We start from the raw sequence: 25,924 nt of genomic DNA on the forward strand, positions 1-25,924 counted from the left end.
GGTCGGGAAGTTGCCGAAGCGTCAGCGAGGTGCCGGATGACCGATGCAGCGGCATCGGCACGTCCAGCCGTTGCCCAGCAGGAAGAGGCCGCGTTCCTGGCCGATGTCGGCGGGCGCCTCTGCGGCAGCCTGGACATCGCCGGTACGGCCTCCGCTGTGGCCGAGCTGGCCAGTCCCGTGCTCGCCGAACGCGCGATCGTGCTCCTGCCCGCCTCCCGGGGCCGGTGGGAGTGGTGGTGTCACGTCCTGGACGGCCGCACGCTGCACGGCAAGGTCCGCAGACTGGCCCCGTCGGTCGCGCCCGTGCTGGCCAGGGCAATGGTCGCGTCCCAGACCACGCTCCGGGTGATCCCGCGCGCCGAGGTCAGCGTGTTCCCCGGGCCACTGCGTGACGCGCTCGGCGACTTCAGCGAGATCTCCGTGGTCCCGCTGGTCACCGACCAGGGCGTGACGCCTGGTGTGCTGATCCTCGCCCGCAGCGAGCCCGTGACTGAGCCGGAACAGCAGATGACCAGGCAGTTTGCCAGCAGGGCGGGCGCCGCTCTGGGCGCGGCGAGCCTGTACGGCAAACAGCTCGCCGCGATCGAAGGCCTGGAGACCACGCTGCACCCGGCGGAGCTGCCGACCGTTCCCGGCGCCAGGATGGCGGCTCTGTACCGGCCTGCCGCAGGTCCGCTACGGGTCGGCGGTGACTTCTACGACGTGCACCCACGCTCGGATGGGACGATGCTGTTCGTCCTCGGCGACGTGTGCGGCAACGGCCCCGAGGCGGCCGCGCTGACCGGCAGCATCCGGCACGCGCTCGGCGCGTTGCACCTGGTCGAGCGTGAGCCGCACAAGCTGATGGACCTGGTCAACCAGATGCTGCTGGCCACCGGGCGCAGCCGGTTCGCCAGCCTGGTCGTCGGCTCGATGACCACCCGCGGCGCCGACACCATGCGGGTGGCGCTGGGCTCCGGCGGCCACCCGTGCCCGCTGGTGCTGCGTGGGGACGGCCGGGTCGAAGAGATCATCATCCCCGGCATGCTGGTCGGGGTGACCGCGAGCGCGAAGTTCGGCCAGGAGAGCGTGGAGCTCGACCGTGGCGACGTGTGCCTGCTCTACACCGACGGGATCACCGAGGCCCGGGGCGGCCCGACCGGCGACGAGATGTTCGGCGAGGCCAGGCTGAACGATCTGCTGGCCGCCTGCCTGGGCAAACCCATCGACACGATCCTCGCCGACATCAACGCGGGCGTCGCCGAATGGCTCGGCGGCAACGACCACGACGACATCGCGCTACTCGCCGTTCAGCCCTATTGAGCCGATCGCCTCCAGGGCGTCCGGCACCGACGGGTAGATCGGCAGGACCTGCTCAAGGCCGGTGATCCGCAGCGGCCGGCTGATCGGGGAGCCCCCGGTGACGATGGCCCACCTGATGTTGCGGCGCTCGGTCTCGTGGTGCGTCTCGACCAGGGCCGAGAAGCCGAGCGAACCCATGAACGTCACCCCGTCCAGGTTCAGCACGAAGGCATCGCCGCTGGCCACGCTCTCGGCGAGGCCTTCTCTGAACACGTCCGCCGAAGCCAGGTCGATGTCTCCGGTCACGTGCGCGACAGTCACCGCGGAGGGGTGACGTTCCAGCTTGATCTGGATCACGTCCGGGTCGGACACCATTTCTCCCTACTTCAGCCGCGTTTTCCGGCGGAAGGTCCGCTGGAGCACCAGGGCCGCCACGGCACCTGTCGCCACCAGCCAACCAGCGGTAGCCAGGCGCAGCGGCGGGGCCGTCGGCCCGGCAGTGGTCACCCCAAGGTACTCCGGCGGGTCTGCGGGGTGAGCCACCAGTGGGGTGGATGCGGTCGCCGTCCACGCCGCTACCAGCAACAACAGCCGCGCCACGAGGTAGATGAACACCAGCAGACCGATCACCGAACCGAACGCGGCACTGGTCGGTGACTTGCCGAGGAGGCTGAGGAAGATGTTCGCGGCCTGCTTGAGGATCTCGAACCCGACGGCCGCGGCCAGCGCACCGCGGGCGGCGTAGCGCACCTTGACCTTGGTCCGCGGCAGCCGGGCCAGCACCCAGAGGAACACCATCCAGTCGGCGACGATCGCCAGCGGAATGGACAAAATCGACAACACCGTGCCTGCCCACGGCTCGTGGTCCAGGCCGATCCAGCGCAGGATCGACCCGTTGAGCCATCCGCCCGCGGCCGACAGGGCGAACGACAGCACAATCGCGGCCGCGAGGCTCACCAGCGACAGCAGATCCCACAGGATGGTCCGGAAGAACGGCAGCTCAGGGCGTTCCAGCTCCCACATCGCGGTCAACGCGTCGCGCAGGGCGTTGATCCAGTTCCAGCCTGCGTAAAGGGCGATCACCAGACCGAACACACCGAGTGACGTGCGCTGCGTCAGGACGTTGTCGTAGACCTCGTTGACGAACGTGTCGAGTCCGCTCGGCAGTGCCTCGACGATGGTCTTCCGCAGCTCGGCGGTGACCTGGGCGTCGTCGGCGATGATGAAACCGGCGATCGACAGCCCGACCATCAGGATCGGTATCACCGACAGGACGCTGAAGTACGTGATCGCCGCCGCGTACTGGTACGCGTTGTGCTCGATGTACCGGTCAAGTGTGCGAAACAGATGATCGACCCATATGTATCGGGTGCGTAGCCGCTTGAGCACCCACGGATTCTCCATGACGCACGTGTAACCGGCGTCGCCGAGGGCACCCTCCTGGCAAACATGTACATCGCCTAGGAGGTTGTGATGTCAACCGGTGCGATCATCGCGATCATAGTCGTGGTGGTGCTGGTAGTAGCGGCGGCCGTGTTCCTGTTAATGCCCCAGATGCGAAGCCAGCGCCTGCGCCGCAGGTTCGGCCCGGAGTACGACCACGCGGTCTCCAACAACGGTGACCGCCGCGCTGCGGAGAAGGAACTCACCGACCGGGAACGCCGGCACTCCGAGTACGACCTGCACCCGATTCCCCCGGAGAACCGGGAAAAGTATCGCGCCGAGTGGAACCGCGTGCAGGAGCGGTTCGTCGATGAGCCCGTCGAGTCCGTCGCGCAAGCCGACCGTCTGGTGAACGTCGTGGTCGCCGACCTGGGCTACCCGTCCGAGGGTTATGACCGTCAGCTCGCAGATCTCTCTGTTCGGCACGCGCACACCGTGGAGCACTACCGCACCGCGCACGACACTCACGTGCGTCAGGACGCTTCGACCGACGACCTGCGTACCGCGCTTATCAGCTACCGCAAGGTGTTCGAGGACCTGCTGGACCACGGCGTGGACGGACGGCACACCAAGCACAACAAGACCGAGGCGGTACAGCGCGGATGACTCTCCAACCGAACGACCGCAAACACGAGCACACACCGGAATTCCAGGACGAAGCCCAGCAGAAGACCGAGAGAGCCGCCGCCAAGACGGGCGCCCGCCGTGCCGGTGCTTCCGCACAGAAGGATGTTCCTTCCCAGAAGGACGTCCCGGCTCAGAAGGACGCTGCTGATCAGGGTCCCGACTCGGTGGCGAACCAGGACCGCGCGAAGGTGGAGAATCGTCCGGAGGGCGGCCTCAGGCCGGACAGCAAGCACCACGCCCCGGACAGCAGGAAACCCGCAGCGGCCGAGAACCAGGCGCCGGTGGCGTCCCGGACCAGGCTCTTCGAGGAGCAGGAGGTCACCCGGTTCCGCGAGCAGTGGCGTGAACTGCAGGCAGGCTTCGTCGACGAGCCGCGCAGCGCGGTCCGCGAAGCCGACACGTTGGTAACACAGATGATGGACAGCCTGACCTCCCAGCTGGCGGCGCAGAAACGCGCCCTGCAAGGCGAATCGGACGCGGTGGACACAGAGCGGTTGAGGGTGACCCTGCAGCGCTACCGGTCGTTGTTCGACCAGATGTTGCAGGTCTAGAACGGCGAGCCTAACCCGGCTCACGGTCCTGATCGTCTTGGATCAGGACCGTGAGCCGGAGTCAACGCTCGACCGCGACCCTTGTCACCGCGGTCATCCTGCTGCTGGTGCTTGTCGTCACGGTCTGGTGGTTGAACCGGGAGTCGATCGCGAGTTCGCCGCCCGTCCAGCCCGCGCCCGAGCTGGCCAGTCTGGCCATCGCGCCCGCGGGCACCATGAGCGGCTACAGCCGCGACCGGTTCCCGCACTGGGCCGGATCAGGCACCGGAGACTCCTGCGACACCAGGGAGATAGTTCTCCAGCGTCAGGGAACCGCGGTGGCACGGGATGCGAAATGCCGTGCCACATCAGGCAAATGGCTGAGCCCCTATGACGGTGCGGAGATCACCGAAGCCACCAAGGTAGACATAGACCACGTGGTGCCCCTCGCCGAAGCGTGGCGTTCCGGAGCCGCGACCTGGACGGACGAACGCCGCAAGCAGTTCGCCAACGACCTCGACCACCCCCAGCTCATTGCGGTGACAGCGGCCTCGAACCGCTCAAAAGGCGACCAGGACCCGGCAACCTGGAAACCCCCGACGAAAACCTATTGGTGCACCTACGCGAAAAACTACATAACAGTCAAAGTGGCCTACCAGCTGACAGTGGACCAGAAAGAACACGACGCCCTGGCCACCATGCTCACCACCTGTCCTGCCCCCACGCCGGTTTCCCGCTGACACGTTTTAGTGGAAGGTTAGTGGAAGGCTTGCGAGTTGCCGGCGGCCCACTGCGCGAACGTCCGCGGCGAAGTCGGCGATATCGACTGAGGCTGTTCCCGGCGGACATGGCTTCAGATCGTGAAGGGCAGGGCGAACATGACGCGGTCGGCCAGCTCCTTGTCACCTTCGGTCGTGGTCTGGCTTGCTCCTACTTCCACGGGGATCCGGCCGCCGGTCAGGCGGGTGAAGGTGGTCGAGGACATGGTGAGGCTGGTTGTCGCCGGCCGGGGGAGAGTGTCGATGACCTTGGCGCGGCCTTCTACCGCGACGTGGATTGTCCGTTCGGTGGGGCCGTTGAGGGTGAAGGTGACTGAGGAGCCGTTCGGGGCGGCCGCGCGTTTGCCGACTATGTAGCCGAGGGCCACAGAGATTTCGTCGAGGGATGTTTCGGCGCTGGGGCCGGTTTCGTTGCCGGGGATTCCTACCGCGTCTCTTATGTCTTGTTCGTGCATCCAGCAGTCGAAGAGGCGGATGCGCATGAACCTGGCGTAGGTGTCCTGGCCCGCGGGGGTCCAGGAGGGGGCGTGGAAGTCCTCTTCGGACATTGACTGGAGGGTTTCGGCGCGGGTTGCCGTGATCTCCCGGAAGCGGCGGTGGACTTCGGCCGGTGAGGCTGATCGCAGGGACTCCACCCAGTGTTCGTTGAGTGCGCCGATGTCGTTGCGGACGTGGGGCAGTGCGCGTACGTCTTTGTCCAGGGGTGGCTGGTGGCCGGCGAGACCGAGTTCGGCGCCGACTATGTGGGAGACGACGTCCTGTACCGACCAGCCGGGCAGGGCGCTGGGGGTGGCCCACTGCTGAGGGGTCAGTTGCTCCAGCAGTTTGTCTATTGTGGACCATTCGTCGATCAGCAAGGTGACTGCTTCGTCCTTGGTCACTGGGTTCCTCCGAAGTCGATGATCTCGCCGCGGTTCACGCTCACCCAGTCGCGCCCGCTCAGGTACGGCTGCAGGTGCTGGGCGATCAAAGCCTGGTCGGCGGGTGATTTGGGGCGTTGCAACTCGTACACGTGCGGCATCGACGCCATCCCGGTCACCACGTCCCAGAGGCGCAGGGCTTCGGGGCCGGTCGGCGGGTCGACCAGGACTGGGCCGAAAAGGGTCTGGCCGTCAGGGAAGAACAGCGTCGGTACGCCGAATCCGCCTGCGTCCATCACCCGTTGGTGGTCGGTTCTGACTTCGTCATGTGTGGTCGGGTCGCTGATCGCCTGATCGAGCACGGCCGGGTCATGGAGCATTTCCCGGGCGACGGCGGGATCGTGTGGTTTCTCGCCACGCATGTGCAGGGCTTCGCCGATTCGCAAGTACCAGTCGTCCAGCAGAGCCATGTCGGTACGCCGGAGAAACGCACCGATCCGCATCAACGACCAGCCGTACGACCAGTCTCGTTCCCATGGATGTTTCTTGCCCTCAAAGCGGTTGACCTCTTCGAGGCTGAAGAAGCGCCAGTTGATCGTGATGCCGAGCTGTGCCCGGACGTCGCGGATCCACACCGAGGTCTGATAGGCGAACGGGCACATCGGATCGAAGTGGAAGTCCACCCCACCGTACGAGGTCAAGAGGGCTCCTTGAGGCTGGTGCGGATCAATGTCCGGATATTGGCCGCGATCTCGTCGGCCGCAAGCCCGCGGACCTTCGCGAGCAGGATCATTCCCTGGATCTGGGCGAGGATCATCCGGGCGAGCGTCTCCGGCTCCACCCGCAGGGACGCCCCCCGGCACGCGGCCAGAATCCGCTGCTCCCAGCGTTCGAACACCGCGGCGACGTGTACGCGCAGATCGTCGTCGGTGGTGGAGAGTTCCGCGGCGAGATTGCCGAACGGGCAGCCCACGATCCGGCCGAATTTCGCCTCGAAAGCGCCCTGCACACGTGCCACCGCACCGGCGACGGCATAAAGCCGCTCGGCCGAGGAGGCTGATTCGGCTTCGTCGAATTGGCGCTCGAATTCGGCCGCGTGCAGGTCGATCACGGCCTTGGCGAGGTCGGCTTTCGACGGGAAGAAGTGATAGAAGCTGCCTTTGCGCACGTCCGCGGCGGTGCACAGGTCGGCGATACCGACCGAATTGTAACTGCGCGTGAGGAACAACTTGGCAGCCGACCGGACGATCCGGTCCCGGGAGATGACGCCCTGCTGCATGCCCCGGCACGCTATCGACTCTTGACTGACCGGTCAACTAGCGCGACGGGTGGCAGACTCAGCATCGTGAAGCAGTGGGTGCGCGACGCGCTGTTCGCGGCATTGGTGCTGGCAGGCGTGCTCGTGGCGACAGCCGTGCAGGGCGGCGTCGAGCTGCCCGGCGTTGTCACCATTGCGCTGACCTGCGGGATTCTGGCGTTCCGGCGCCGGTTTCCGGTCACCGTCGCGATCGGCACGGTCATCGGCTGCGGCCTCTACTACCCGTTCGTCGGCTCAGGCGGTCCGTTGCTGGCGGCGTTCGTGTTCGCGCTGTACACAGTCGCGGCAGCCGGACGGCTGGTCGCCGCGTCGGTCATCGCTGTCGTGGCGATGGGCGGGATCGCGGCCGGCGAGATCCTCAGCCCTCGTCGGCATCTCGACGACATCGCGTTGTTCATGCTGGTGGGCTGGTTGGTCGCGGTGATCGCGCTCGGTGCGGCCCGCCACAGCCGGCGCGCGTTCGTCGCCGAGGCCGAGAAACGAGCCACGGGGGAGGAGCGCCTGCGGATCGCCCGCGAGCTGCACGACGTCCTCGCCCACAACATCTCGCTGATCAATGTCCAGGCCAGCGCGGCGCTGCACCGCAAGAAAGGCGAGACCGAGGCACTGGAAGCGATCAAGCACGCCAGCAAGGACGCCCTCAAGGAGTTGCGCGCGACGCTGGGCCTGCTGCGCCAGGTCGACGAGCAGGCCTCGACCAAACCGCCTGGTCTGCAACAACTCAGTGAGCTCGTCGAGCGGACGAGAGCCACTGGTATCAAGGTGAACGTGGACGGCGAGCCGCGCCCGTTGCCGCCGGAGGTGGACCTGGCGGCCTACCGGATAATCCAGGAAGCCCTGACCAACGTGACCCGGCACGCGTCCGCGCACGAGGTGCACGTACGGATCCACTACGGCGACAAGGACATGCGAGTGCAGGTCGACGACGACGGCCGCGGCGGAGACGTGACGGCGGGCAACGGAATTCGCGGTATGACTGAGCGTGCCGAGGCCGTCGGCGGCGACCTGAGTGTGCACAGTGACGGCAACGGCGTCCGGGTCGCTGCCCGGTTCCCGATCGGGGCGACGGAGTGATCAACGTCCTGCTGGCCGACGACCAGCGCCTCGTGCGGGCCGGCTTCAAGTCCATCTTGGACGGTGAGGACGACATCACCGTGATCGCCGAGGCGGCCACCGGCGCCGAGGCGGTCCGCAGCACCCACGAGCTGAAGCCGGACGTCGTGCTGATGGACATCCGGATGCCCGAGCTGGACGGCCTGGCGGCCACCCGCCAGATCGTGCAGGCCTCGGCCGTGAAGGTGATCATCCTGACCACGTTCGACCTGGACGACTACGTCTACGGCGCCCTGCGCGCGGGGGCGAGCGGCTTCCTGGTCAAGGACACCGAGCCGATGGAACTGATCCACGCCGTGCGGGTGGTCGCGCGTGGCGACGCCCTGCTCGCGCCCGCGGTCACCCGGAGGCTGATCGCGGAGTTCGCCGGCCGGGTGGACAAGCCCGCGCCGAGCCCCCGGCTGAACTCGTTGACCGAGCGGGAACGCGAGGTGATGACCCTGGTCGCGGCCGGGCTGTCCAACGACGAGATCGCCGCGAAGCTGGTGCTCAGCCCGGCCACGGCCAAGACGCACGTCAGCCGGATCATGACCAAGCTGCACGTTCGCGACCGTGCGCAGCTGGTCGTCCTGGCGTACGAGTCCGCGATGATCACCCCGGGCTGGCTGGGCTGACGTCAACCGGGGGCGTACGGGATCGCCAGTAGGGAACAACCGTGGTGGTACGGCGAGTGCCCGCCGCAGCCTGACGACTACGACCATGCTGGTAGCCGAGCCTTTGCGGCGTGAACACACAGACACTCAGCCGGTTCGAGCGGCTGGCGGGATGGTCGCGACGGCACCGCTGGCTCGCCGTGATTCTCTGGGTGGTGACGCTGGCCGGGATCACGCTTGCCTCGCAGGCGATCGGCAGTGACTACCACAACGACAACGACCTGCCCGGAACCCAGTCCCAGCAGGTCGCGGACCTGCTCCCGGACGGGACGGGCGACACGGTCCAAGTCGTCGCCGAGGGAGACCTGGGCAAGTTCCCCGCGGTCCTGGACAAGATCAGGTCACTCCCGCACGTCGCCGCGATCGAGGAGCCGACCGTCTCGGGCCAGATCGCGTTCGCGACCGTCACGCTGGACGCGAAAGGCGTGCCAGGCGAGGACGTCCGGCGGATCATCGACACCGCGAAGTCGACCGATCTGCGGGTCGAGCTCGGCGGTGATCCGGTCCGCGCCGCGGAGGAGTCCGACGGCGGTGGCGCGGAAGGCGCGGGAATGCTTGCCGCGCTGGTGATCCTGGTGCTGATGTTCGGCTCGCTGCTGGCCGCCGGGCTGCCGTTGATCACCGCGGTGTTCGCGGTCGGCAGCACGGTCGGGATCATCATGCTGGCCTCGCACCTGGTCGACCTGCCGGACTACGCGCCGCCGGTGATGATCCTGGTCGGGCTCGGGGTGGGCGTCGACTACGCGTTGCTGATCTTCGCCCGTTACCGCAGCGAGCTGCTGTGGGGCGCGGACCGGGATCAGGCCGCCACCAGGGCATTGGACACCGCGGGCCGGTCGGTGCTGTTCGCCGGGTGCACGGTGATCATCGCGTTGCTGGGCTTGCTGGCACTGGGACTTGGTTCGCTGCAAGGCGTTGCGCTCGCGGTGACGTTGACTGTCCTGTTGACACTCGTCGCTTCGCTGACACTGTTGCCCGCACTGCTTTCCCTGCTCGGAAAGCGGATTGAACGCGCGGTCATGCGTCGCGCACACAGACAGGACGGAAACAGGTGGCGCGCTTGGGCGTCGATGGTCCAGCGTCGTCCGTGGCCCGCTCTGGTGCTGGCGGTGGCTGCTCTCGCCGCGTTGTCGTTGCCCGCCTTGGGAATGCGCCTGGGATTCGCGGACGCGGGAACCGAAGCGCCCACTGCGACCAGCCGTCAGGCCTACGATCTGCTCGCCAAGGGATTCGGTCCTGGCTTCAACGGCCCGCTGGTCGTGGTCGCCAAAGGCGGCGAACAACCAGCGCTTGTCGAGACACTGACCAGGACACCAGGTGTGGCCAGGGTCCTCCCGCCGCACCAGCTGCCGGACGCGTCGCTGGTACTGCTCTATCCGACCACGGCACCGCAGGACGTGGCGACCCACGACCTGGTCAACCGGCTTCGCAACGACGTCCTGCCGAAGTTGCCAGGTACGTACCTGGTCGGCGGGGCCACGGCCGCGGCGGACGACTTCGCCGAGGCGGTGAGCGACCGGCTGCCGTTGTTCATCCTGGTCGTGGTCGGGCTGTCGGCGTTGCTGCTGATGGTCGTGTTCCGGTCGATCCTGGTGCCGCTCAAGGCGGCGGTGCTGAACCTGCTGAGCATCGGGGCGGCGCTCGGCGTGGTCACCATGGTGTTCGGCGACGGCGCGTTCGGCGTCCAGCCTGGGCCGATCGAGGCGTTCGTGCCCGTGATGATCTTCGCGATCGTGTTCGGGCTGTCCATGGACTACGAGGTGTTCCTGCTGTCACGGATGCACGAGGAGTGGCGCCGCACCGGCGACGCAGAGCTCGCCGTGCGCGAGGGCATGGCCAGCACGGGTGGCGTGATCACGGCCGCGGCTGCGATCATGATCGTGGTGTTCGGCGCGTTCATGCTCAGCCCGGACCGGATGCTGCAGCAGTTCGGTCTTGGCCTGGCCGTGGCCGTGCTGCTGGACGCGCTGGTGATCAGGTGCCTGATCGTGCCCGCGGTGATGCGGCTGTTCGGGCCGGCGGCCTGGTGGCTGCCGCGCCGGATCGAGCGCCGGCTGCCTGAGGTGGCGCTGGAACACGCCTGAGGCTGTGGTCACAAATACCGGCCCTGAATGCCGGAGTCGTTGATATACATGGGAACCATGAGTGATGCCCGCTGATGGGCTCCGCCGAACGGGAGCTGCTTCGCACTGGGCTGCGCTACGCACTGGGGTTGCGACTGACAGTGGTCGCATTGGCGAGCCTGGTCTCGCTGTTGCTGGAACCGGCCAGGGAACCCGTGCTCACCGCGCTGGTCATCGTGGCGTTGAACGGATGGAACGCGTGGTACGCGTACCGCAAGGTGCGCGACGACGGGATGTGGCTGATCGTCGCCGACGTCGCGGTGATGGCCGGAGTGTGCCTGACGCAGGTCTGGACCTCCGGCCCGGGCACCACGGCCGAGAGTTCGAGCTGGGTGCTCGTGGCCGTGTCGATCACGGTCGTGACGTATCCGTGGCAGCAGAATCTGCCGACGCTCATGGTCTCGACCGTGGTCCTGATGACGGCGTTCCTGTTCGGCGCGGCGTTCGCCCGGCCGGACGAGTGGCTGGCCGCGGCACCGGTCCAGCTGTGGATGCTCGTCGAGCCAGGTCTCTCGTACGGCCTGTATCGGCTGGTCAGACATGGTGCCCGAAGCGCGGATCTGCTCGTCGCGCGCAACGAGCAGATCCGCCGGGAAGCGACCATCGCCGACGCCCGGCGCGCTGACGAGCGTGAATACCTCGCCGCCCTGCACGACACGGCATCGGCCACGTTGCTCATGGTCGGTGCCGGGGTCGTGGCCAAACCGGAACGCTGGCTCGCCGAGCAGGCCGCCCGTGATCTCGAGGTCATCCGTGGCCGGGAAGACATCCCGGCAGGCGAGGTCGACCTGCTGGAGATGCTGCGGGAGGTCAGCGGCCGGACACCGTTGACCGTGCGCTGGAAAGTCCCGGAATCGCTGACCGTGCTCGCGGTCGTCGGGATCGCGTTGTCCAGGGGCACCCGGGAGGCGCTGACCAACGTGGTCCGGCATTCCGGCGTGTCCGAGGCCTTCATCAGGGTCCACCGCAAGGGTGACACCGTTTCGGTGGAGATCTCCGACGAAGGCGCCGGGTTCGACGCGGCGGCTGTGCCGGAGAACCGCTACGGCGTGGCACGGTCTCTCGTCGAACGAATGGCAAGGATCGGCGGCCACGCCGAGGTGGACAGCAAACCCGGGGACGGCACCCGGGTCCGGCTGGAGAGCCCGGTGACCGTGGGCGACTCCGGTGGCCGGGACGCCGAGCTGATCGCGAGCCGGTTCCACTGGGGCCTGCGGTGGGCCGTCGTGGTCATGAACCTGATCATCCTTTATGGACTCGACCTGCCCAAGCTGCTGTCCGGTCAGGACGCCTACAGCTCGGTGACCATGCAGTTCGTCGCACTCGGCGTGTTCACCCTGGTCTCGCCGTGGGTGGCGTTCACCATGTGGCGGGGGATCACGAGCACCTGGTGGCGCTGGCCGCTTGTGGTGGTGCTGTTCGTAGTCGCGATCCTGGCGACGCAGACAGTGCTGCCCGAGTACCGCCTCGGTGTGCCACATTGGTCGGAAGGGGACGCGGCCTGGTCGTTGGCGGCGTTGATGATCACCGAATCGCTGTTCGTGTACGCGGGGCTCATCATCGCGCAGTACGCATTGACGTTCGTGCAGGTGGCCATCGGTGGCTCGTCGGCCGCGACCTTTGTCGGAGTGGTCAACGCGACCCTCAACAGCCTGGGCTACCTGCTGGCCGTGGGCATGATCGCGATGGTACTGCGGGGAATCGCGGTGTCCGCCGCGAAGATCGCCCGGGACGAGGAAGATCTGCGCACGTCCGAAGCCGTGGCCAACCAACTGCACAACGACCGCCGAGACCGTTATGCCGTGGTCGCCGACACCACCGCGCCGCTGCTGGCCGGTCTCGCCTCAGGTGACCTGGACCCTGGTGACGAGGACGTCCGGCGGAGATGTTCGTTGGATGCGGCCAAGATGCGGCGGCTGTTCGCCGAAGGCGCGTCCGATCCGTTGCTGCACGAACTGCGTGGCTGCATCGAACTGGCCGAACGCAACGGTGTCTCAGTGCGGTTCGCCGAACGTGGCCAACGGCCCACTGTCCCGAAAGAAGCGCGTCGCGTACTGACCGAACCGGCCGTCGCGATGCTGGCCACGGCGGTCAGTGTCGCGCGGGTAACCGTTGTGGGAACAGGGGATTCGGTGACGGTCAGCGTTGTGTCGGACTCACCGGCCGACAGCGTTCCGGAGATCGGCCATGACGGGATCACCGCGTCGACCGTGCGCAGCGGCGGGCAGCTGTGGGTCGAGGTCACGTGGATGAGGGGTGAATGACTGTCAAGCCGTGAGCGGGTGAACCCATAGCGTGGTCGTCATAGGCTTCCGGGGAGGAGTGTGATGACTGACAAGGGGATCATCGTCGGGGTCATCGAGGACCATCCGCTTTACCGCTCGGCACTGGCTCAGCTCCTCGAAGCCACACCGGGGATCACGCTCGACGCGCTCGCCGACTCCGTCACCCAGTTCGCGGCCCGCCGGACGCACGCCGACAGTGTCGTGATCCTGGATCTGCGGCTGCCGGGAGTACGGGATTCGGCCGCGGTGATGGAAGTAGTCGCCATGGGCCACAAGGTTCTGGTTGTCAGCGCGTACGCCGGCCCGAGTGAGGTGCTCGGCGCGATGGCCGCTGGCGCACGGGGTTTCCTGTCCAAGGACGTCGACGGTGACGAGATCCTGCGTGCTGTGCACCTGATCGGGGCGGGCGAGAGCTACGTCTCGCCGATGCTGGCCTCCTTCATGCTCAACGCGGCGCGCCAGGCCGGGCCGATGATCGAGCTGTCCGGCCGGGAACGGGAAGTGCTGTCGCTGGTCGCCTCCGGCGAGCGCGACCAGGACATCGCCGCCCAGCTCGCGATCAGCATCCGCACTGTCCGGTCCTATTTGGACCGGATCCGGGACAAGACCGGCCAGCGGCGGCGCTCCGAGCTGACCCGGTACGCCATCGAGAAGGGCGTCCTGGCCATCCCCGCCCGGCAGTCCGCCTAGTCCATGACTGTCAGTTACTCCTGATACATCCGATGTATCGATACTGTAATCCTTTGCAGAAGGCTTGACACCTGGTCAGTCATCCGATGAAAATCCGGCCTGCGTAGTGACCGCTGTGATGGCGGTCACCGACAGGGAGGTCGGCTGCGATGAGAAGGCTTGGGGTGCTGGGCGCGGCGGTCATCGTGACCGTCGGACTGACCGCGTGCTCGGTCAAACAGGACACGGGCGGTGCCGGCGACGGCACGCCGAAGGAGATCAACTTCCTCACGTTCGAGACGCCGAACCTGCCGCCGGCCTACTGGGACGCGGCGATCAAGCGGGTCACCGACAAGTACCCGGACATCAAGGTCAACAAGCAGGTCGCGCCGACCACCCAGGGCCGCACGGCCTACGCCAAGCAGCTGCTGCAGTCCGGCCAGTTCCCGGACGTGATGATCGCGGTCGACCCGGCCGGGTTCGCCGAGGCGGGCAACCTCTACGACTGGAAACCCGGGGAGCTGGGCGACTTCCAGTTCCCGGACGCCAACCCGATCAAGGGCGGGCACCACCAGCTGCCGGCCAACACCCAGACCATCCCGCCGATCTACTACAACAAGAAGATGTTCGCCGACGCGGGCATCACCGCCACCCCGAAGACGTGGGCCGAACTGGTCCAGGCCAGTGAGAAACTCAAGGCCAAAGGGCTGCAGCCGTTCGTGATCGGCGGTGGCAAGGACGGCTTCCCGGCCGCGATGATCATGACCGGTGTGGTCAGCGTCGACGTCTACGGCAAGACCCCGGACTGGCTGACCCAGCGCCGGGCCGGCAAGGTCAAGTTCGCCGACTCGGACTTCCAGGCCGCGGTGGCCAAGTTCGCGGACCTGTCGGCCAAGGGGTTGCTGGACAAGGACAGCGTGTCGCGGGACTACGCCGCCACCGAGCAGGCCTTCCTGGACGGCAAGGGCGCGATGTACCCGATGGGCAACTGGTTCGCCGCCAACGCCGACACCAAGAAGCACGACTTCGAGATCGGCGTGTTCAACTTCCCCAGCGACAGCGGGAAACTCGTGGTCCCGGCGTACACCGGCGGCGGGATGAGCGTCAACGCCAAGTCCAAGAACCTGGACGCCGCCAAACGCTTCGCGATCGCGTTCCAGACCGACAAGGGCCAGATCGACGCCTCGGTCAAGGCCGACGGCCTGGTCCCGGCGATCAAGGGCTACCAGATGCCCTCCGACATCGGCCCGGTCCTCAAGGCCGGTTACGAGCTCTACAAGGAAGCCGTCGACAAGAAGGCCGTGGTCAACTCGTTCGGCTGGGAGACGGCGGACGACGGATTCCTGCCCGGATTCAAGGAGAAGTTCTACGCCGTGGCCCAGGACCTGGTGACCGGCCGCAAGTCAGCGGCGGACGCGTGCGCCTACCTGGACACCGAATGGGAAAAGGCGGGATGACCGCCACCGAGGTCGCCGCGCCGCCGGAGAGTCCACGCAGGGGTGGCGGCGTGGCGACCGCGGTCCGCCGCCGGCCGGTCTGGCCGCGGATATGGCACTTCGTGTCGTTCGCGGCGCCCGGAGTGCTGGTGTACCTGTGTTTTGTCCTGGCGCCGATCGGGATCAGCTTCTACTACAGCCTGACCAACTACAACCCGTTCAACCCGCCGACCACGTTCGTGGGGTTGCGCAACTTCGGGTTGCTGTTCGAAGACGAGGAGTTCCTGACAGCACTGGAGGTCACGTCGATCCTGACGCTGATCGTGGTGATCGTCCCGAACGTGCTCGGCCTCGCAGTGGCTTTGCTGCTGGACAAACGCGGCTGGCTGTACAACGCGCTGCGCAGTGTCTTCTTCACTCCGGTGATCCTGAGTTCGGTGGTCGTCAGCATCATCTGGTCGCGGCTGCTGGACAGTGAAGGCCCGGTCAACCAGCTGCTGCGGGCCCTCGGGGTGCGTAACCCGCCCGGCTGGCTGTCGGATCCGGATATCGCGTTGTACTCGCTGGCCTCGATCGTGTGCTGGCAGATGCTCGGGTTCTGTGTCGTGGTCTACTTGGCCGGGCTGCAGGGCGTGCCGCAGGAACTGCTTGAGGCCGCGGCGATCGACGGCGCCGGGCCGGTCCGGCGGTTCCGGGCGGTGACGTGGCCGCTGCTGGCGCCCGCGTTGACGATCAACACGGTGGTGCTGCTGATCTCCGCGTTCAAGACGTACGACTTCGTCAAGGTGATCACCAACGGCGGGCCGGGCACCGGGGCCACCGCGACCATCGCTTTCAACGTGCTGGCAACGGGTTTCGACGCCAACCACGTCGGATACGCCTCCGCGATGGCGATCGTGATGCTGCTGATCGTCGCCGTGGTCACCGCGATCGTGCTCCGGCTGCTGCAACGGCGTGAGGTGGATCTATGACACGGCCGTTCGTGGCGGTCTTCGTCAGCGCGGTGTTCTTCGTGCCGCTGTACCTCGTGCTGGCCAACGTCTTCAAGCGCGGCGACCTGATCTCTTCGCAGCCCGCGGCGTTGCCGTTGCCGCCCACTCTGGACAACATCGAAGCGGTGATCACTCGCCCGGATCAGCTGTTCTGGGTGAGTCTTACCAACAGCATCGTGGTGACGGCACTGTCCGTGGCCGTGCTGACCGTGCTGAGCGCGATGCTCGGGCACTACCTGGCCCGGTCCAGGCAACGCTGGACCCGGGTGCTGACACTGGTGTTGCTGTCGGGCCTGATGATCCCGCCGCAGGTGATCCTGATCCCGATCTCCGACGTGCTCAACATCGCGAATCTGATGACCACACTGCAGGGCCTGATCCTGTTCAACGTCGGCTACTACGTGCCGTTCGGCGTGTTCGTCTTCGCCGGGTTCATCCGCAGCGTGCCGCTGGAGCTGGAGGAGGCCGCGATCCTCGACGGCGCCAAGCGCGGCCAGGTCTTCTGGCGGATCGTGTTCCCGCTGCTGCGGCCGGCCACCGCGAGCGTGATGATCTTTCTGGGCGTCTGGATCTGGAACGACTTCATCGACCCGTTGATCATCCTCGGCCCGAGCCAGGGCACCACGGTCACCACCGGCATCTACCGCTCGATCGGCCAGTACCAGGCCGACTTCGGCAGCGTGTTCGCGCTGATGTTCCTGGCCACCCTGCCGGTCCTGATTTTCTACCTCTTCCTGCAGAAACACTTCGTCAAGGGATTGACCGGCGGCGCCACGAAGGGTTAAGGGAGTTATTTGGGCGGTTCGTGCGTTGAGCGGGTATGCCCATCCTGATGCTGCTGTTGCTGGGGACCGCGATCGAGATCACTGTGCTGGTGCTGATCGGCAACGTGATCGGCCTGCTGCCGACGCTGGCGTTGGTGGTCTTGGCGACTGTGCTCGGAGTCGTGCTGCTGCGCCGGGAGGGCATGAAGGCGGTGACGGCGTTCCAGTCCAAGATCCGCTCAGGTCAGCCGCCGCAGGCCGAGATGCTCGACGGCGTGCTGATCGCGGTGGCCGGCGTGCTCGTCGTGCTGCCCGGCTTCGTCAGTGACCTGCTCGCCATCGCGCTGTTGTTCCCGCCCACAAGGGCAGTGATCCGCAAGAGCGTCTTGAAACGGGCCGAGGCGCGTGCTAATCAGCATCGGCAAGGTCAGATCTTCATCGTCGACGCCCAGCAGTGACGTCGCAGGAAAATGGGGGGCGGATGACGATCAATCGTCAGGTACGGCTGCGCTTCGAGAGCGGTGCGGTGGAGTCGTTGACGCACGTCAACCTCTCGGCGGTGCGCAGCGACGGGCGTTACCTGTGGATCGCGGGTGACGAGACGGCGACGATCGAGCGGCTGACTGCCGACGAGATCGGGCGTCCGGCCGAGTACGCCGAGCACGTCACGTTCCCGTTACCCGACGTGATCAAGCTGCCGGGTGCCGCGGACGAGGAAGTCGACGTCGAAGGCCTCACCCGGGTGGGGCCGTACCTGTGGGCGGTCGGTTCGCACAGCAGCAAGCGCAAGAAGCTCAAGAAGGAACACTCCGACGCCAAGGCCGCCAAGCGTTTGGCGAGCGTGAGCGCCGAGCCGTCACGCCGGGTGCTCGCCCGGCTGGCGATCGAGGACGACCAGCCGGTGGCCAAGACCAGCGACGGGTACCACAGTGCCGCCCTGGGCAAGCCCGGCCTGATCGACTACCTCGAGGACGACGATCACCTGGCGCCGTTCCTGGCGATCCCCGGCAAGGACAACGGCCTGGACATCGAAGGCATCGCGGCCTGTGGCCAGCCGGGGGAGGAGAGCCTCTTCCTGGGTTTGCGTGGCCCGGTGCTGCGCGGCTGGGCGGTCGTCCTGCAGCTCGCACCCCGGGCCGACGGCGACGAGCTGAAGCTGGAGAGGATCAACGGCGAGCGTTACGTCAAGCACTTCCTGGACATCGACGGCCTCGGCATTCGTGACCTCTGTGTGGACGGCGACGACCTGCTGATCCTGGCAGGCCCGTCGATGGACTTGGACGGCCCTGTCCGCGTCTACCGTTGGCGCGGCGCCGCAGACCTGCAGGCTGCCGACGTGGTCCACCGCGACGAACTCGTCCGCGAGATCGATCTGCCCTTCGGTGAGGGTGACGACCACGCCGAAGGCATCGCCCTGTTGCCGGACAACGAACTCCTGGTGGTCTACGACTCCCCGGCCGAGGCCCGGCTGATCGAGCCCGGCGTCGTCCTCGCGGACGTGGTCAGCCTGCCTTAGGTCACCAGAAAGGGCGCAGGGCGGGCAAAGTGGGCCCGGCCATCGTGCGTACGAGCTTGGTCAGTTCGGTGCGCAGGACGTCGAAGTCCACGTGCTCGCCCAGTTCCGCCTCCAGGCCGCGCAGGATCCCGCCGGCGACTGTGAGGTGCTCGAAAGCCTTGTCGGTCAAGACGACCAGCTTGCGTCGGCCGCCGTCCGGGTGCGGGCGGCGGGCGACGTAACCCTTGCGTTCGAGCTCGTCGACGATCTGGCCCGCGGCCTGTTTGGTCACGCCCAGATGCCCGGCCAGCTCGGTGCTCGTCGCGCCTTCCGCGCGCAGTGCCTGGAAGACCATGCCGTGGATGGGACGCAGGTCGGAGTAGCCCGCGGCGTCGACCCGGGTGACGAATTCGCGCAGCATGAGCTGGAATCCCAGGCCGAGCAGGAAAGTCAGCTCCGTGCGCGCCAGCGGATCATCGGTCATGGAAACCATCTTGACATATCTGAGTCAACAAGCTTTACTCGTACCTAAGTAAAGCTGCTTGACTCAAGGGGGTCACCGAAGTGATATTCGTGAAGACAGCGCGCCGCACCGAGACGCCGAACGCCCAGCTCGACAGCCTGGCCACGCCAAGCCTGGGCAGCAAGGAGCTCAGCACGTGGCGGGTGACGATGCAGCCCGGCGCCCAGGGCCCGGTGCACATCATCGACCGCGAGCAGGTCTGGATGCCGTTGAGCGGCTCTCTGGAGTTCATTGTGGACGGTGAAGGCACCGTGGCCGGTCCCGGCCAGGCCGTGATCCTGCCGGCCGGTGTGGTGCGGCAGGTCAAGGTGGCCGACGGCCCGGCCGAAGCGATGGTGTGCATGGCCGTCGGCGGGCACGCCCTGGCGCCCGGCAACGACGAACGGCACCCGCTTCCCTGGGCCGAATGAGAGGGCTCTCTGGTATACCCGTCGGCGGGTCACATAACCGCTGGAGGGAACCGTGCACGACGACAGGCGGCTGGTCGAGGACCGGTTGGCTCGGATGCTCACCACCAGGATCGCGCCGGCGAAGTATGCCGGGTCGGTCCCGTTGGACATCGAGGTCTGGCATGTGCCGGACGAACCGGTGCCGGTGAGTGAGGCTCTGGCTGCGGACTATCAGCCGGTGACGGTCGGCCAGCGGTGGGGAGCGCCCTGGTCGACCAGTTGGTTCCGGGTCACCGGAACGGTTCCTGAGCAGTGGCGCGGTCATCGGGTCGAGGCCGTGATCGATCTCGGCTTCACCCGGGCCCAGTCGGGATTCCAGGCCGAGGCGCTGGCCTACGACCTGACGGGCAAGCCGATCAAGGGCATCGCGCCACGCAACAACCACGTCCCGATCACCGCCGAGGAAGTCGGGCTGCTGCTGGAAGCGGCCGCGAACCCGGATGTGCTCGGCGGCGGCATGCAGCCGACTCCGATGGGGGACAAGGCAACCGCGGGCAAGGAGCCGCTGTATGTGCTCGCGGGCGCGGACGTCAGACTGCTCGACGAAGAAGTCTGGCATCTGGAACTGGACATGGAAGTGCTCAGCCAGCTGATGGCCGAACTGTCCATTTCAGACCCGCGGCGGCACGAGATCCTGCGTGCGCTGGAGCGATCGATGGACGCGATCGATGTCGCGGATGTCTCCGGCACGGCCGAGGCCGCCCGGGCTGAGCTCGCCGGAGTTCTGTCCCGGCCGGCCCACGCCAGCGCGCACACGCTTTCGGCGGTCGGCCACGCGCACATCGATAGCGCGTGGCTCTGGCCGCAGCGGGAGACCATCCGCAAGACCGCGCGGACCTTTGCCACCGTTACCGCGCTGGCCAAGGAATATCCGGAGTTCATCTTCGCGTGCTCGCAGGCCCAGCAGTACGCGTGGGTGAAGCAGCACCAGCCGGTGATCTTCGAACGGATCGCGGCGAACGTGAAGTCCGGTCAGTGGGCCCCGGTCGGCGGCATGTGGGTGGAGTCGGACGCGAACCTGCCCGGCGGCGAGGCGCTGGCCCGGCAGCTCATCCACGGCAAGCGGTTCTTCCTCGACGAGTTCGACTACGAGTGCGAGGAGGTCTGGCTGCCCGACTCCTTCGGCTACACCGCGGCCTTCCCGCAGCTGGCCCGGCTGGCTGGGGCGAAGTGGTTCCTGACGCAGAAGATGTCGTGGAACCAGACGAACAAGATGCCGCATCACACCTTCTGGTGGGAGGGCATCGACGGCACACGCGTCTTCACGCACCTGCCGCCGGTGGACACGTACAACTCGGAGTTCTCCGGCAGGGAAATGGCGTACGCAGTCGCCAACTACGCCGAGAAGGGCCGCGGCACGAAGTCGCTTGTGCCGTTCGGATACGGCGACGGTGGTGGCGGCCCCACGCGGGAAATGCTGGAGCGGGCCCGGCGCCTGAAGGACCTCGAAGGCACGGCCAAGGTCGTGATCGAGAAGCCGGGCGAGTTCTTCCGGGCCGCGCAGGAGGAGTACCCGGACGCGCCGGTGTGGTCCGGTGAGATGTACCTGGAGTTGCACCGGGCCACCTACACCACGCAGGCCCGGACCAAGGCGGGCAACCGGCGGAGCGAGCATCTGCTCAGGGAAGCCGAGCTGTGGGCGGCGACCGCGGCCGTGGCGGGCACGTTCGACTACCCGTACCAGGCCTTCGACCGGTTGTGGAAAGTCGTTCTGCTGCACCAGTTCCACGACATCCTGCCGGGCAGTTCGATCGCCTGGGTGCACAAGGAGGCCGAGGCCACGTACGCTGCGGTCGCAGCCGAGCTCAACGCGATCACCGATGCCGCGATCGCCGCCCTCGCAGGCGAAGGACACCGCAAAGTCCTGTTCAACGCGAGCCCTCACCTCAACGGCGGAGTCATCGACGGGAACCTGACAGGAATCTCCGGACTCGGCGCCGCGTTCGTCTCCTGTATCGCGGCAGCGCCGGTCACCGTGACGGATCGGCTGCTGGACAACGGTTTTGTGCGGGTCGAGCTCGATGACAACGGACTGTTCTGCTCAGTGACCGACCTTGTCAACAACCGTGAAGTACTGTCCGGAGCGGGAAACCTGCTGCAACTGCACCCGGATCTGCCGAACTACTGGGATGCCTGGGACATCGACGCGCACTACAAGCGCAAGCATGTCGACCTGACCGATGTGGACTCGATCAAGGTGGTCAGCGACGGCACCGAGGGCGACGGCGCGATCGAGATCGTCCGCTCCTTCGGCTCATCCCGGATCACTCAGGTGATTCGCGTGCGGGCCGGAACCTCGCGGATCGACATCCGCACGGAGATCGACTGGCACGAGTCGGAGAAGATCCTCAAGGCGGCCTTCCCCGTCGATGTGCATGCCGACCGGTCGGCTGCGGAGATCCAGTTCGGGCACGTCTACCGCTCGACGCACACCAACACCAGCTGGGATGCCGCCCGGTTCGAGATCTACGCCCACCGTTGGGTGCACGTCGCCGAGCAGGGGTACGGCGTGGCCGTGCTCAACGACTCGACCTACGGCCACGACATCAGCCGGACCACACGCGAAGACGGCGGGACGACGACCACGGTCCGGCTCAGTCTGGTGCGCGCGCCGCGGTGCCCGGATCCCGAAGCGGACCAAGGCAAGCACGTGATGACCTACGCGCTGTTGCCGGGCGCGTCGATCTCGGACGCCGTTTCCGAAGGGTATGCGTTGAACCTGCCCGTGCGAACTGCGCAGGGCAGCGTGGTTCCCGAGCCACTGATCACAGTGGACACTGCGGCGATCGTGGTCGAGGCGGTCAAGCTGGCCGACGACCAGTCGGGCGATGTCGTGGTCCGGCTCTACGAGGCTTTGGGCGGACGTGCCAAGGCGATGCTGACGACCAGCTTCGCCTTGGCCGGTGCCGAGGTGACAGACCTGCTGGAAAGGCCGCTCGGCAGTGCCGAGGTGACCGGCGAGGGCATCCCGGTGTCGTTGCGGCCCTTCCAGATCCTCACTCTGCGGCTCAGGAGGGCTTCCTAGGCCATGCGGCCTTTCTCAGGGCGTTGAACAGGACGTTGGTGGCCGGCTCGATCTCGGCGATGTAGTCGTCGAGCAGTTCGGGCCGGCCCGCCGGATCCGGCTCGGGCGGCCGGCCCGCGGTGATCCAGTTCAGGGCCACGAGCTTGGCCGTGGCCTGGCGCCACCAGTCGGAGATCTGCTTGCCCAGCTCGGCCTCGGCCGCCTCGGCGGCCTTGATCTGTTTGCCTGCCGCGGCGATCTCGGTGACGATCTCGACCTGGCGGCGGCGTTCGCGCTCGCTCAGTTTCAGGGCCGCCTGGCGGGTGACGTCCAGGATCTCCTTGTACTCCGCCACGGGATCGGTGCTCACGAGGGGTCCAGGGTGTCGAAGGGGATGATCACGTCCGGCGAACTGTGGATCGACTTGTCGAAGAAGATCGCGCGTTTGGGCCGTGGCGACCAGTCGATGACCTGACCGGCGGCGAGCGAGTTGAGCTCTGCGCCCTGCACGTCCAGTGCGACCCATGCGCCGATGTCGTCGGCGCCGCCGAACCCGAGCGTGTCCTTGAGCCGTCCGGTGCCGCGCCACCAGCCGATGGTGTGCACGTGGTTGGCCGGGCCGTTCTTCAACAGGGCACGGAAGTCGTCCAGTCCACTGCGCATCGCCGGTGGCTCCTTACGCTCCAGCCACTGGTGCGCGGAGTCCACGGCGAAGAACAGGATGAACCTCGGCCGCTCACCTGACGACGGCACAAGCTGCGCGATGTCCTCACCTGTGCGCAGGTCCACCGAATGCCCGACAGCGACCAGGATCCGGGCCAACCGGGTGACGCGTTCCTGCAAGGCCGGTACCGCACACCAGACGCTGAAATCGCACGAACCGGGCTCGTGTTTACGGGCCAGCGAGTACGCCGCGCTTTCCATAATGGACAGTGCGTCCTCGGTCGCGGTGCCGATTACCGCGAGGTTGCGGCCCGGCACCGCGTCCAGCGAGACGGCCGCAGCGCGGCAGGACACCTCGATGACCTGGCCGAGCAACGGGCCGGACGGGTCGACGAAGTCCGCGGCGTCACCCAGCAACGGCTGGTGCGCGCCGTCGAACAGGGCAGGCGCCAGTGAGGTGCCGGTGGCCCAGAGCTTCTTCTGCAGATCGTCGAACGTGCCCTTGGCCGAGGCGTCCGGGATGTGCGCGACCTGGTTACCGTGTGACACACCGGAATCGTGGTTGATCACGGCGTGCCAGCGCGGCAGGCTGATCGCGGCGTTGTTGTGCTCGGAGAGCACCCGCTTGGCCTTGGGCATCGCGATCCGCAGGGTGCACTGCTCGAACACCGCGGGCTTGCCCCAGAACGCCTCGATCCCGGCGATGTCCTGGCTGGCCAGCACGAGGTGGATGCCCTGCGAACGCCCCCGCCGGGCGACGTCCTCCAGCAGGACCGTGGCCTGCTGGGTGATCCGGTCCCGGCCGCCGAACAGTGCCTGGAACTCGTCGATCACCGCGACGATCCGTGGCCAGTGCCCCTCGGGCTCGGCCTCCCGCAGCTCGGAGAGCTTGGTGACCTCCTGGCGTTTGGCCGCCTCGGCACGCCTGGCCAGCTCCTGGGTGAGGAAACGCAGCAGCGCCAGGCCGAACTCGCGGTCGGTGTTGACGTTCACGCCGACCAGCCGGGCCTGGGGCAACCAGCTCGGATCCTTGCGGCCGGGCGCGAGCCCGGCGAACGAGACCCCTTCCTTGAAGTCCAAAAGGTACAGTTCGAGCTCGTCCGGGGAGTACCGGGCGGCCAGCCCGCCGAGCATCGCGTACAGGAAGTTGGTCTTGCCCGACCCGCTGGGCCCGGCGATCAGCGCGTGCGGCGTGGCATCGCCGAGCACCACCTCGACCGGAACACCGTCAGCGAACCCGACCGGCGCGCGAAGTTCCTCACGCGAGCTGAGCTGCCCCAGTTCGCCGGGCAGTAAATCAGCGAAGGTCCGTGGCTTGCCCCGGCGGGTGATCAGGTCCTCGGCGATCTTCGTGACCGCACGGCTGGCCATGCCCCCATCGGGTGCCGGGTCAGGATGGAAGGCCACGCCTGTGCCGGTCATCGTGGTCGTCGCATGCTGCGCGTCGGAGAACATGATCGTCTCCATTGGACTGTTCGCCGACAGCGGCACGTCCACGCAGATCAGATGGACACCCGCGTCCAGCCCCGTGCGGGCGACTCGTTGCAGCTCACGCTGCTGCTCGTCGGGTAGCCGGTCGCCGTTGCCGAACAGCACGACGACCCGCCACGGCTCGATCCGCTCGTCGTTGGTCACGCACACCGAACGCAGCGACGTCTCGCCCGCCCGCATCGCCTTGGCGTGCACTCGCCGGATGTGACCGGCCATGTCGGCGAGTAAATCGTCGAGCCGGGTCGGGTCGTGCACGGTCAGCAGCCCCGCCGCGGTCAGCGGCTGCAGGTTCGGCAACGATCCGGTCAGGTGACCGATGTCCCACAGATGCACCCGGATGAGGCCGGGCCGGTATGTGCTCAACAGCCGCAACAGCAACGTCTCGACCAGAGCGTCCACAACGGACCGGCTGTCCGGCACGGAAGTCACCCGCAGGTGGGCGCGGTCGAGCAGCGGCACCGCGACCGGGAACTCCTCCTCGTGCGGTGCCTGCTCGACCACGGCCCGGCCGATGCGCCACATCGCGGGCGTTTCGCCGCCCGTCTTCTGGCTCACCGGGTTGCCGAGCCACTCCTGCCAGGGTGCTCCCGCGACCCCGGGCGAGTGCTCCTTGACAAGTTCCCGCAACCGATGGGGCCCTTTCGGGTGCCATTCGGCGTAGAGCTCGTCGCGCTCAGCGATCACCTTGTCCCACGTCTGAGCCAACGCGGGCTGCTGACGTGCTTCCAGGATCGCCGGGTCCAGCCTCGCCCTGGCCAGTCCCAGCCGCATCACCTGTTGCTCGAATTCGAGCTGGTCCTTGCGGGTCTGCGCGTTCTGTCTGGCCGCCGCGGCGGCGCCGAGCGCGAGCCGCAACGCCTTCCGCAGCTCCTCCAGCGCGTTTCGAGCACGCTGCCGGCGTTCGCCTCTGCCCAACATCTACAGCCTCATCAAGTAGTCCAAGATCGACTGACGAGCCTGGGCGATCAGATCCCGGGCCGTACTCAACTGTGCCATTGCCAGGTCGAGCTCGACGGGTTGGTACCCGTTCGGGTCCCTCGCTACCGCCGTCAGGGTCGCTCTTGACTCAGTCAGTAACGGCACTGCGCTCGAAGTGGTCACCTGAGCCTGCTCCAGGGTGACGGTCACCTCACGCAGCGCACCTGCCAGCTCCGCGATCGTCAAAGCCGCGCCGCGTAACCCTCGGCGGACGAGATGCTCGCCTGCACGGCCGCCTGCGCGGTGGACAACGTCTGCAGCGCCTCGGTCAGCAGCCCCTGCGCCTGCGCCACGTCGGCCTGGTTGCTGCCCTGGGTCGCGGCGAGCAGCGCGTTGCGCGCGTCGTCGAGTTGTAGTGAAGCTTGTGTGATAGCTGCGATCCCGGCTTGCGACTTCTCGTTCGCCATCGCGATTCCCGCTCGGATTTCCTCAACGCCCGCCATGGCCG

At 67.0% G+C, this 25,924-nt stretch carries 26 protein-coding genes; 16 read left to right on the forward strand and 10 right to left on the reverse strand.

The genetic code is table 11. The annotated features are described in order from the left end of the window. Positions 1–36: 36 nt before the first annotated feature. Positions 37–1,302 (forward strand): PP2C family protein-serine/threonine phosphatase, encoded by a 1,266-nt coding sequence (locus tag JOF56_RS28750; protein WP_209642608.1) that lies wholly within the window; start codon positions 37–39, stop codon positions 1,300–1,302. On the opposite strand, the gene JOF56_RS28755 is transcribed toward JOF56_RS28750, so the two are convergent. Then, entirely contained in the window at positions 1,279–1,653 is a 375-nt protein-coding gene (locus tag JOF56_RS28755) for an STAS domain-containing protein (RefSeq protein WP_209642609.1), read from the reverse strand. The two genes, JOF56_RS28750 and JOF56_RS28755, sit on opposite strands and share 24 nt — an antisense overlap. A 9-nt stretch (positions 1,654–1,662) precedes the next feature. Then, a complete protein-coding gene (locus tag JOF56_RS28760) occupies positions 1,663–2,685 on the reverse strand; it encodes a YhjD/YihY/BrkB family envelope integrity protein (RefSeq protein WP_209642610.1) in 1,023 nt (340 codons plus the stop codon). 69 nt (positions 2,686–2,754) lie between these two features. Between JOF56_RS28760 and JOF56_RS28765 the strand changes: the two genes are divergently transcribed. From JOF56_RS28765 to JOF56_RS28775, 3 genes are read left to right on the forward strand one after another with little or no spacing between them, the layout of a single operon-like run. After that, a complete protein-coding gene (locus tag JOF56_RS28765) occupies positions 2,755–3,330 on the forward strand; it encodes a hypothetical protein (protein WP_209642611.1) in 576 nt (191 codons plus the stop codon). After that, on the forward strand, positions 3,327–3,902 hold the full coding sequence (locus JOF56_RS28770; RefSeq protein ID WP_209642612.1) for a hypothetical protein: 576 nt from the start codon (positions 3,327–3,329) through the stop codon (positions 3,900–3,902). Before JOF56_RS28765 ends, JOF56_RS28770 begins: the two co-directional genes overlap by 4 nt. A 50-nt stretch (positions 3,903–3,952) precedes the next feature. Beyond that, positions 3,953–4,621, forward strand: coding sequence for an HNH endonuclease family protein (locus tag JOF56_RS28775; RefSeq protein ID WP_372448254.1), 669 nt, complete (start codon positions 3,953–3,955; stop codon positions 4,619–4,621). A gap of 113 nt (positions 4,622–4,734) precedes the next feature. Here JOF56_RS28775 and JOF56_RS28780 read toward each other — a convergent pair whose 3' ends face one another. From JOF56_RS28780 to JOF56_RS28790, 3 genes are read right to left on the reverse strand one after another with little or no spacing between them, the layout of a single operon-like run. After that, positions 4,735–5,541: a maleylpyruvate isomerase family mycothiol-dependent enzyme gene (locus JOF56_RS28780; RefSeq protein ID WP_209642613.1), complete on the reverse strand. Its 807-nt coding sequence runs from the start codon at positions 5,539–5,541 to the stop codon at positions 4,735–4,737. After that, on the reverse strand, positions 5,538–6,221 hold the full coding sequence (locus tag JOF56_RS28785; RefSeq protein ID WP_245378439.1) for a mycothiol-dependent nitroreductase Rv2466c family protein: 684 nt from the start codon (positions 6,219–6,221) through the stop codon (positions 5,538–5,540). Before JOF56_RS28785 ends, JOF56_RS28780 begins: the two co-directional genes overlap by 4 nt. Beyond that, positions 6,218–6,799, reverse strand: a complete 582-nt coding sequence (locus tag JOF56_RS28790) for a TetR/AcrR family transcriptional regulator (protein ID WP_209642614.1) — start codon at positions 6,797–6,799, stop codon at positions 6,218–6,220. The genes JOF56_RS28785 and JOF56_RS28790 overlap by 4 nt, the downstream gene beginning before the upstream one ends. Positions 6,800–6,865: 66 nt before the next feature. On the opposite strand from JOF56_RS28790, the gene JOF56_RS60235 reads away from it, so the two are divergent. From JOF56_RS60235 to JOF56_RS28840, 10 genes are all read left to right on the forward strand, one after another. Further along, positions 6,866–7,912: a sensor histidine kinase gene (locus tag JOF56_RS60235; protein WP_209642615.1), complete on the forward strand. Its 1,047-nt coding sequence runs from the start codon at positions 6,866–6,868 to the stop codon at positions 7,910–7,912. After that, positions 7,909–8,565 carry a response regulator gene (locus tag JOF56_RS28800; RefSeq protein ID WP_209642616.1) on the forward strand — a complete coding sequence of 219 codons (657 nt, stop codon included), beginning with the start codon at positions 7,909–7,911 and terminating at the stop codon, positions 8,563–8,565. The genes JOF56_RS60235 and JOF56_RS28800 overlap by 4 nt, the downstream gene beginning before the upstream one ends. A gap of 110 nt (positions 8,566–8,675) precedes the next feature. Next, positions 8,676–10,688: an MMPL family transporter gene (locus JOF56_RS28805; RefSeq protein ID WP_307855301.1), complete on the forward strand. Its 2,013-nt coding sequence runs from the start codon at positions 8,676–8,678 to the stop codon at positions 10,686–10,688. A gap of 74 nt (positions 10,689–10,762) precedes the next feature. Further along, entirely contained in the window at positions 10,763–12,991 is a 2,229-nt protein-coding gene (locus JOF56_RS28810) for a sensor histidine kinase (RefSeq protein ID WP_209642617.1), read from the forward strand. A gap of 63 nt (positions 12,992–13,054) precedes the next feature. Further along, entirely contained in the window at positions 13,055–13,702 is a 648-nt protein-coding gene (locus JOF56_RS28815; RefSeq protein WP_209642618.1) for a response regulator, read from the forward strand. A 149-nt stretch (positions 13,703–13,851) separates the two neighbouring features. Beyond that, a complete protein-coding gene (locus JOF56_RS28820; protein ID WP_209642619.1) occupies positions 13,852–15,138 on the forward strand; it encodes an ABC transporter substrate-binding protein in 1,287 nt (428 codons plus the stop codon). Further along, on the forward strand, positions 15,120–16,088 hold the full coding sequence (locus tag JOF56_RS28825; RefSeq protein ID WP_209642620.1) for a carbohydrate ABC transporter permease: 969 nt from the start codon (positions 15,120–15,122) through the stop codon (positions 16,086–16,088). The genes JOF56_RS28820 and JOF56_RS28825 overlap by 19 nt, the downstream gene beginning before the upstream one ends. Beyond that, the gene (locus JOF56_RS28830; RefSeq protein WP_209642621.1) at positions 16,085–16,894 is read left to right on the forward strand and encodes a carbohydrate ABC transporter permease; all 810 of its coding nucleotides are present in this window, start codon (positions 16,085–16,087) and stop codon (positions 16,892–16,894) included. Before JOF56_RS28825 ends, JOF56_RS28830 begins: the two co-directional genes overlap by 4 nt. 35 nt (positions 16,895–16,929) lie before the next feature. Next, a complete protein-coding gene (locus tag JOF56_RS28835; protein ID WP_209642622.1) occupies positions 16,930–17,331 on the forward strand; it encodes an FxsA family protein in 402 nt (133 codons plus the stop codon). Positions 17,332–17,354: 23 nt separating this feature from the next. Next, positions 17,355–18,389: a DUF3616 domain-containing protein gene (locus tag JOF56_RS28840; protein ID WP_209642623.1), complete on the forward strand. Its 1,035-nt coding sequence runs from the start codon at positions 17,355–17,357 to the stop codon at positions 18,387–18,389. 1 nt (position 18,390) lies between these two features. Here the strand turns inward: JOF56_RS28840 and JOF56_RS28845 are convergent, their stop codons facing one another. Then, positions 18,391–18,852: a MarR family winged helix-turn-helix transcriptional regulator gene (locus JOF56_RS28845; protein WP_209642624.1), complete on the reverse strand. Its 462-nt coding sequence runs from the start codon at positions 18,850–18,852 to the stop codon at positions 18,391–18,393. Between the two features lie 89 nt (positions 18,853–18,941). On the opposite strand from JOF56_RS28845, the gene JOF56_RS28850 reads away from it, so the two are divergent. Further along, positions 18,942–19,301, forward strand: a complete 360-nt coding sequence (locus JOF56_RS28850) for a cupin domain-containing protein (protein ID WP_209642625.1) — start codon at positions 18,942–18,944, stop codon at positions 19,299–19,301. A gap of 52 nt (positions 19,302–19,353) precedes the next feature. Continuing rightward, entirely contained in the window at positions 19,354–22,365 is a 3,012-nt protein-coding gene (locus JOF56_RS28855; protein ID WP_209642626.1) for an alpha-mannosidase, read from the forward strand. Here the strand turns inward: JOF56_RS28855 and JOF56_RS28860 are convergent. Genes JOF56_RS28860 through JOF56_RS28875 form a run of 4 tightly spaced genes read right to left on the reverse strand, consistent with a single transcriptional unit; the run spans position 22,349 to position 25,919 of the window. Further along, positions 22,349–22,714 (reverse strand): hypothetical protein, encoded by a 366-nt coding sequence (locus JOF56_RS28860; protein WP_209642627.1) that lies wholly within the window; start codon positions 22,712–22,714, stop codon positions 22,349–22,351. The genes JOF56_RS28855 and JOF56_RS28860 overlap by 17 nt on opposite strands. Then, a complete protein-coding gene (locus JOF56_RS28865; RefSeq protein ID WP_209642628.1) occupies positions 22,711–25,416 on the reverse strand; it encodes an FtsK/SpoIIIE domain-containing protein in 2,706 nt (901 codons plus the stop codon). Before JOF56_RS28865 ends, JOF56_RS28860 begins: the two co-directional genes overlap by 4 nt. Next, positions 25,417–25,662 (reverse strand): hypothetical protein, encoded by a 246-nt coding sequence (locus JOF56_RS28870; RefSeq protein ID WP_209642629.1) that lies wholly within the window; start codon positions 25,660–25,662, stop codon positions 25,417–25,419. Then, positions 25,659–25,919, reverse strand: a complete 261-nt coding sequence (locus JOF56_RS28875) for a hypothetical protein (RefSeq protein WP_209642630.1) — start codon at positions 25,917–25,919, stop codon at positions 25,659–25,661. Before JOF56_RS28875 ends, JOF56_RS28870 begins: the two co-directional genes overlap by 4 nt. Positions 25,920–25,924: the final 5 nt, after the last annotated feature.

The organism is Kibdelosporangium banguiense (assembly GCF_017876405.1).
Lineage (GTDB): Bacteria > Actinomycetota > Actinomycetes > Mycobacteriales > Pseudonocardiaceae > Kibdelosporangium > Kibdelosporangium banguiense.

What these genes read in the sequence shown, in the direction of transcription:
- JOF56_RS28750 (WP_209642608.1), top strand. Translation starts at nt 37, where the DNA reads ATGACCGATGCAGCGGCATCGGCACGTCCAGCCGTTGCCCAGCAGGAA.
- JOF56_RS28760 (WP_209642610.1), bottom strand. Translation starts at nt 2,685, where the DNA reads ATGGAGAATCCGTGGGTGCTCAAGCGGCTACGCACCCGATACATATGG.
- JOF56_RS28765 (WP_209642611.1), top strand. Translation starts at nt 2,755, where the DNA reads ATGTCAACCGGTGCGATCATCGCGATCATAGTCGTGGTGGTGCTGGTA.
- JOF56_RS28770 (WP_209642612.1), top strand. Translation starts at nt 3,327, where the DNA reads ATGACTCTCCAACCGAACGACCGCAAACACGAGCACACACCGGAATTC.
- JOF56_RS28790 (WP_209642614.1), bottom strand. Translation starts at nt 6,799, where the DNA reads ATGCAGCAGGGCGTCATCTCCCGGGACCGGATCGTCCGGTCGGCTGCC.
- JOF56_RS28810 (WP_209642617.1), top strand. Translation starts at nt 10,763, where the DNA reads ATGGGCTCCGCCGAACGGGAGCTGCTTCGCACTGGGCTGCGCTACGCA.
- JOF56_RS28815 (WP_209642618.1), top strand. Translation starts at nt 13,055, where the DNA reads ATGACTGACAAGGGGATCATCGTCGGGGTCATCGAGGACCATCCGCTT.
- JOF56_RS28820 (WP_209642619.1), top strand. Translation starts at nt 13,852, where the DNA reads ATGAGAAGGCTTGGGGTGCTGGGCGCGGCGGTCATCGTGACCGTCGGA.
- JOF56_RS28825 (WP_209642620.1), top strand. Translation starts at nt 15,120, where the DNA reads ATGGGAAAAGGCGGGATGACCGCCACCGAGGTCGCCGCGCCGCCGGAG.
- JOF56_RS28830 (WP_209642621.1), top strand. Translation starts at nt 16,085, where the DNA reads ATGACACGGCCGTTCGTGGCGGTCTTCGTCAGCGCGGTGTTCTTCGTG.
- JOF56_RS28835 (WP_209642622.1), top strand. Translation starts at nt 16,930, where the DNA reads ATGCCCATCCTGATGCTGCTGTTGCTGGGGACCGCGATCGAGATCACT.
- JOF56_RS28840 (WP_209642623.1), top strand. Translation starts at nt 17,355, where the DNA reads ATGACGATCAATCGTCAGGTACGGCTGCGCTTCGAGAGCGGTGCGGTG.
- JOF56_RS28845 (WP_209642624.1), bottom strand. Translation starts at nt 18,852, where the DNA reads ATGACCGATGATCCGCTGGCGCGCACGGAGCTGACTTTCCTGCTCGGC.
- JOF56_RS28865 (WP_209642628.1), bottom strand. Translation starts at nt 25,416, where the DNA reads ATGTTGGGCAGAGGCGAACGCCGGCAGCGTGCTCGAAACGCGCTGGAG.
- JOF56_RS28875 (WP_209642630.1), bottom strand. Translation starts at nt 25,919, where the DNA reads ATGGCGGGCGTTGAGGAAATCCGAGCGGGAATCGCGATGGCGAACGAG.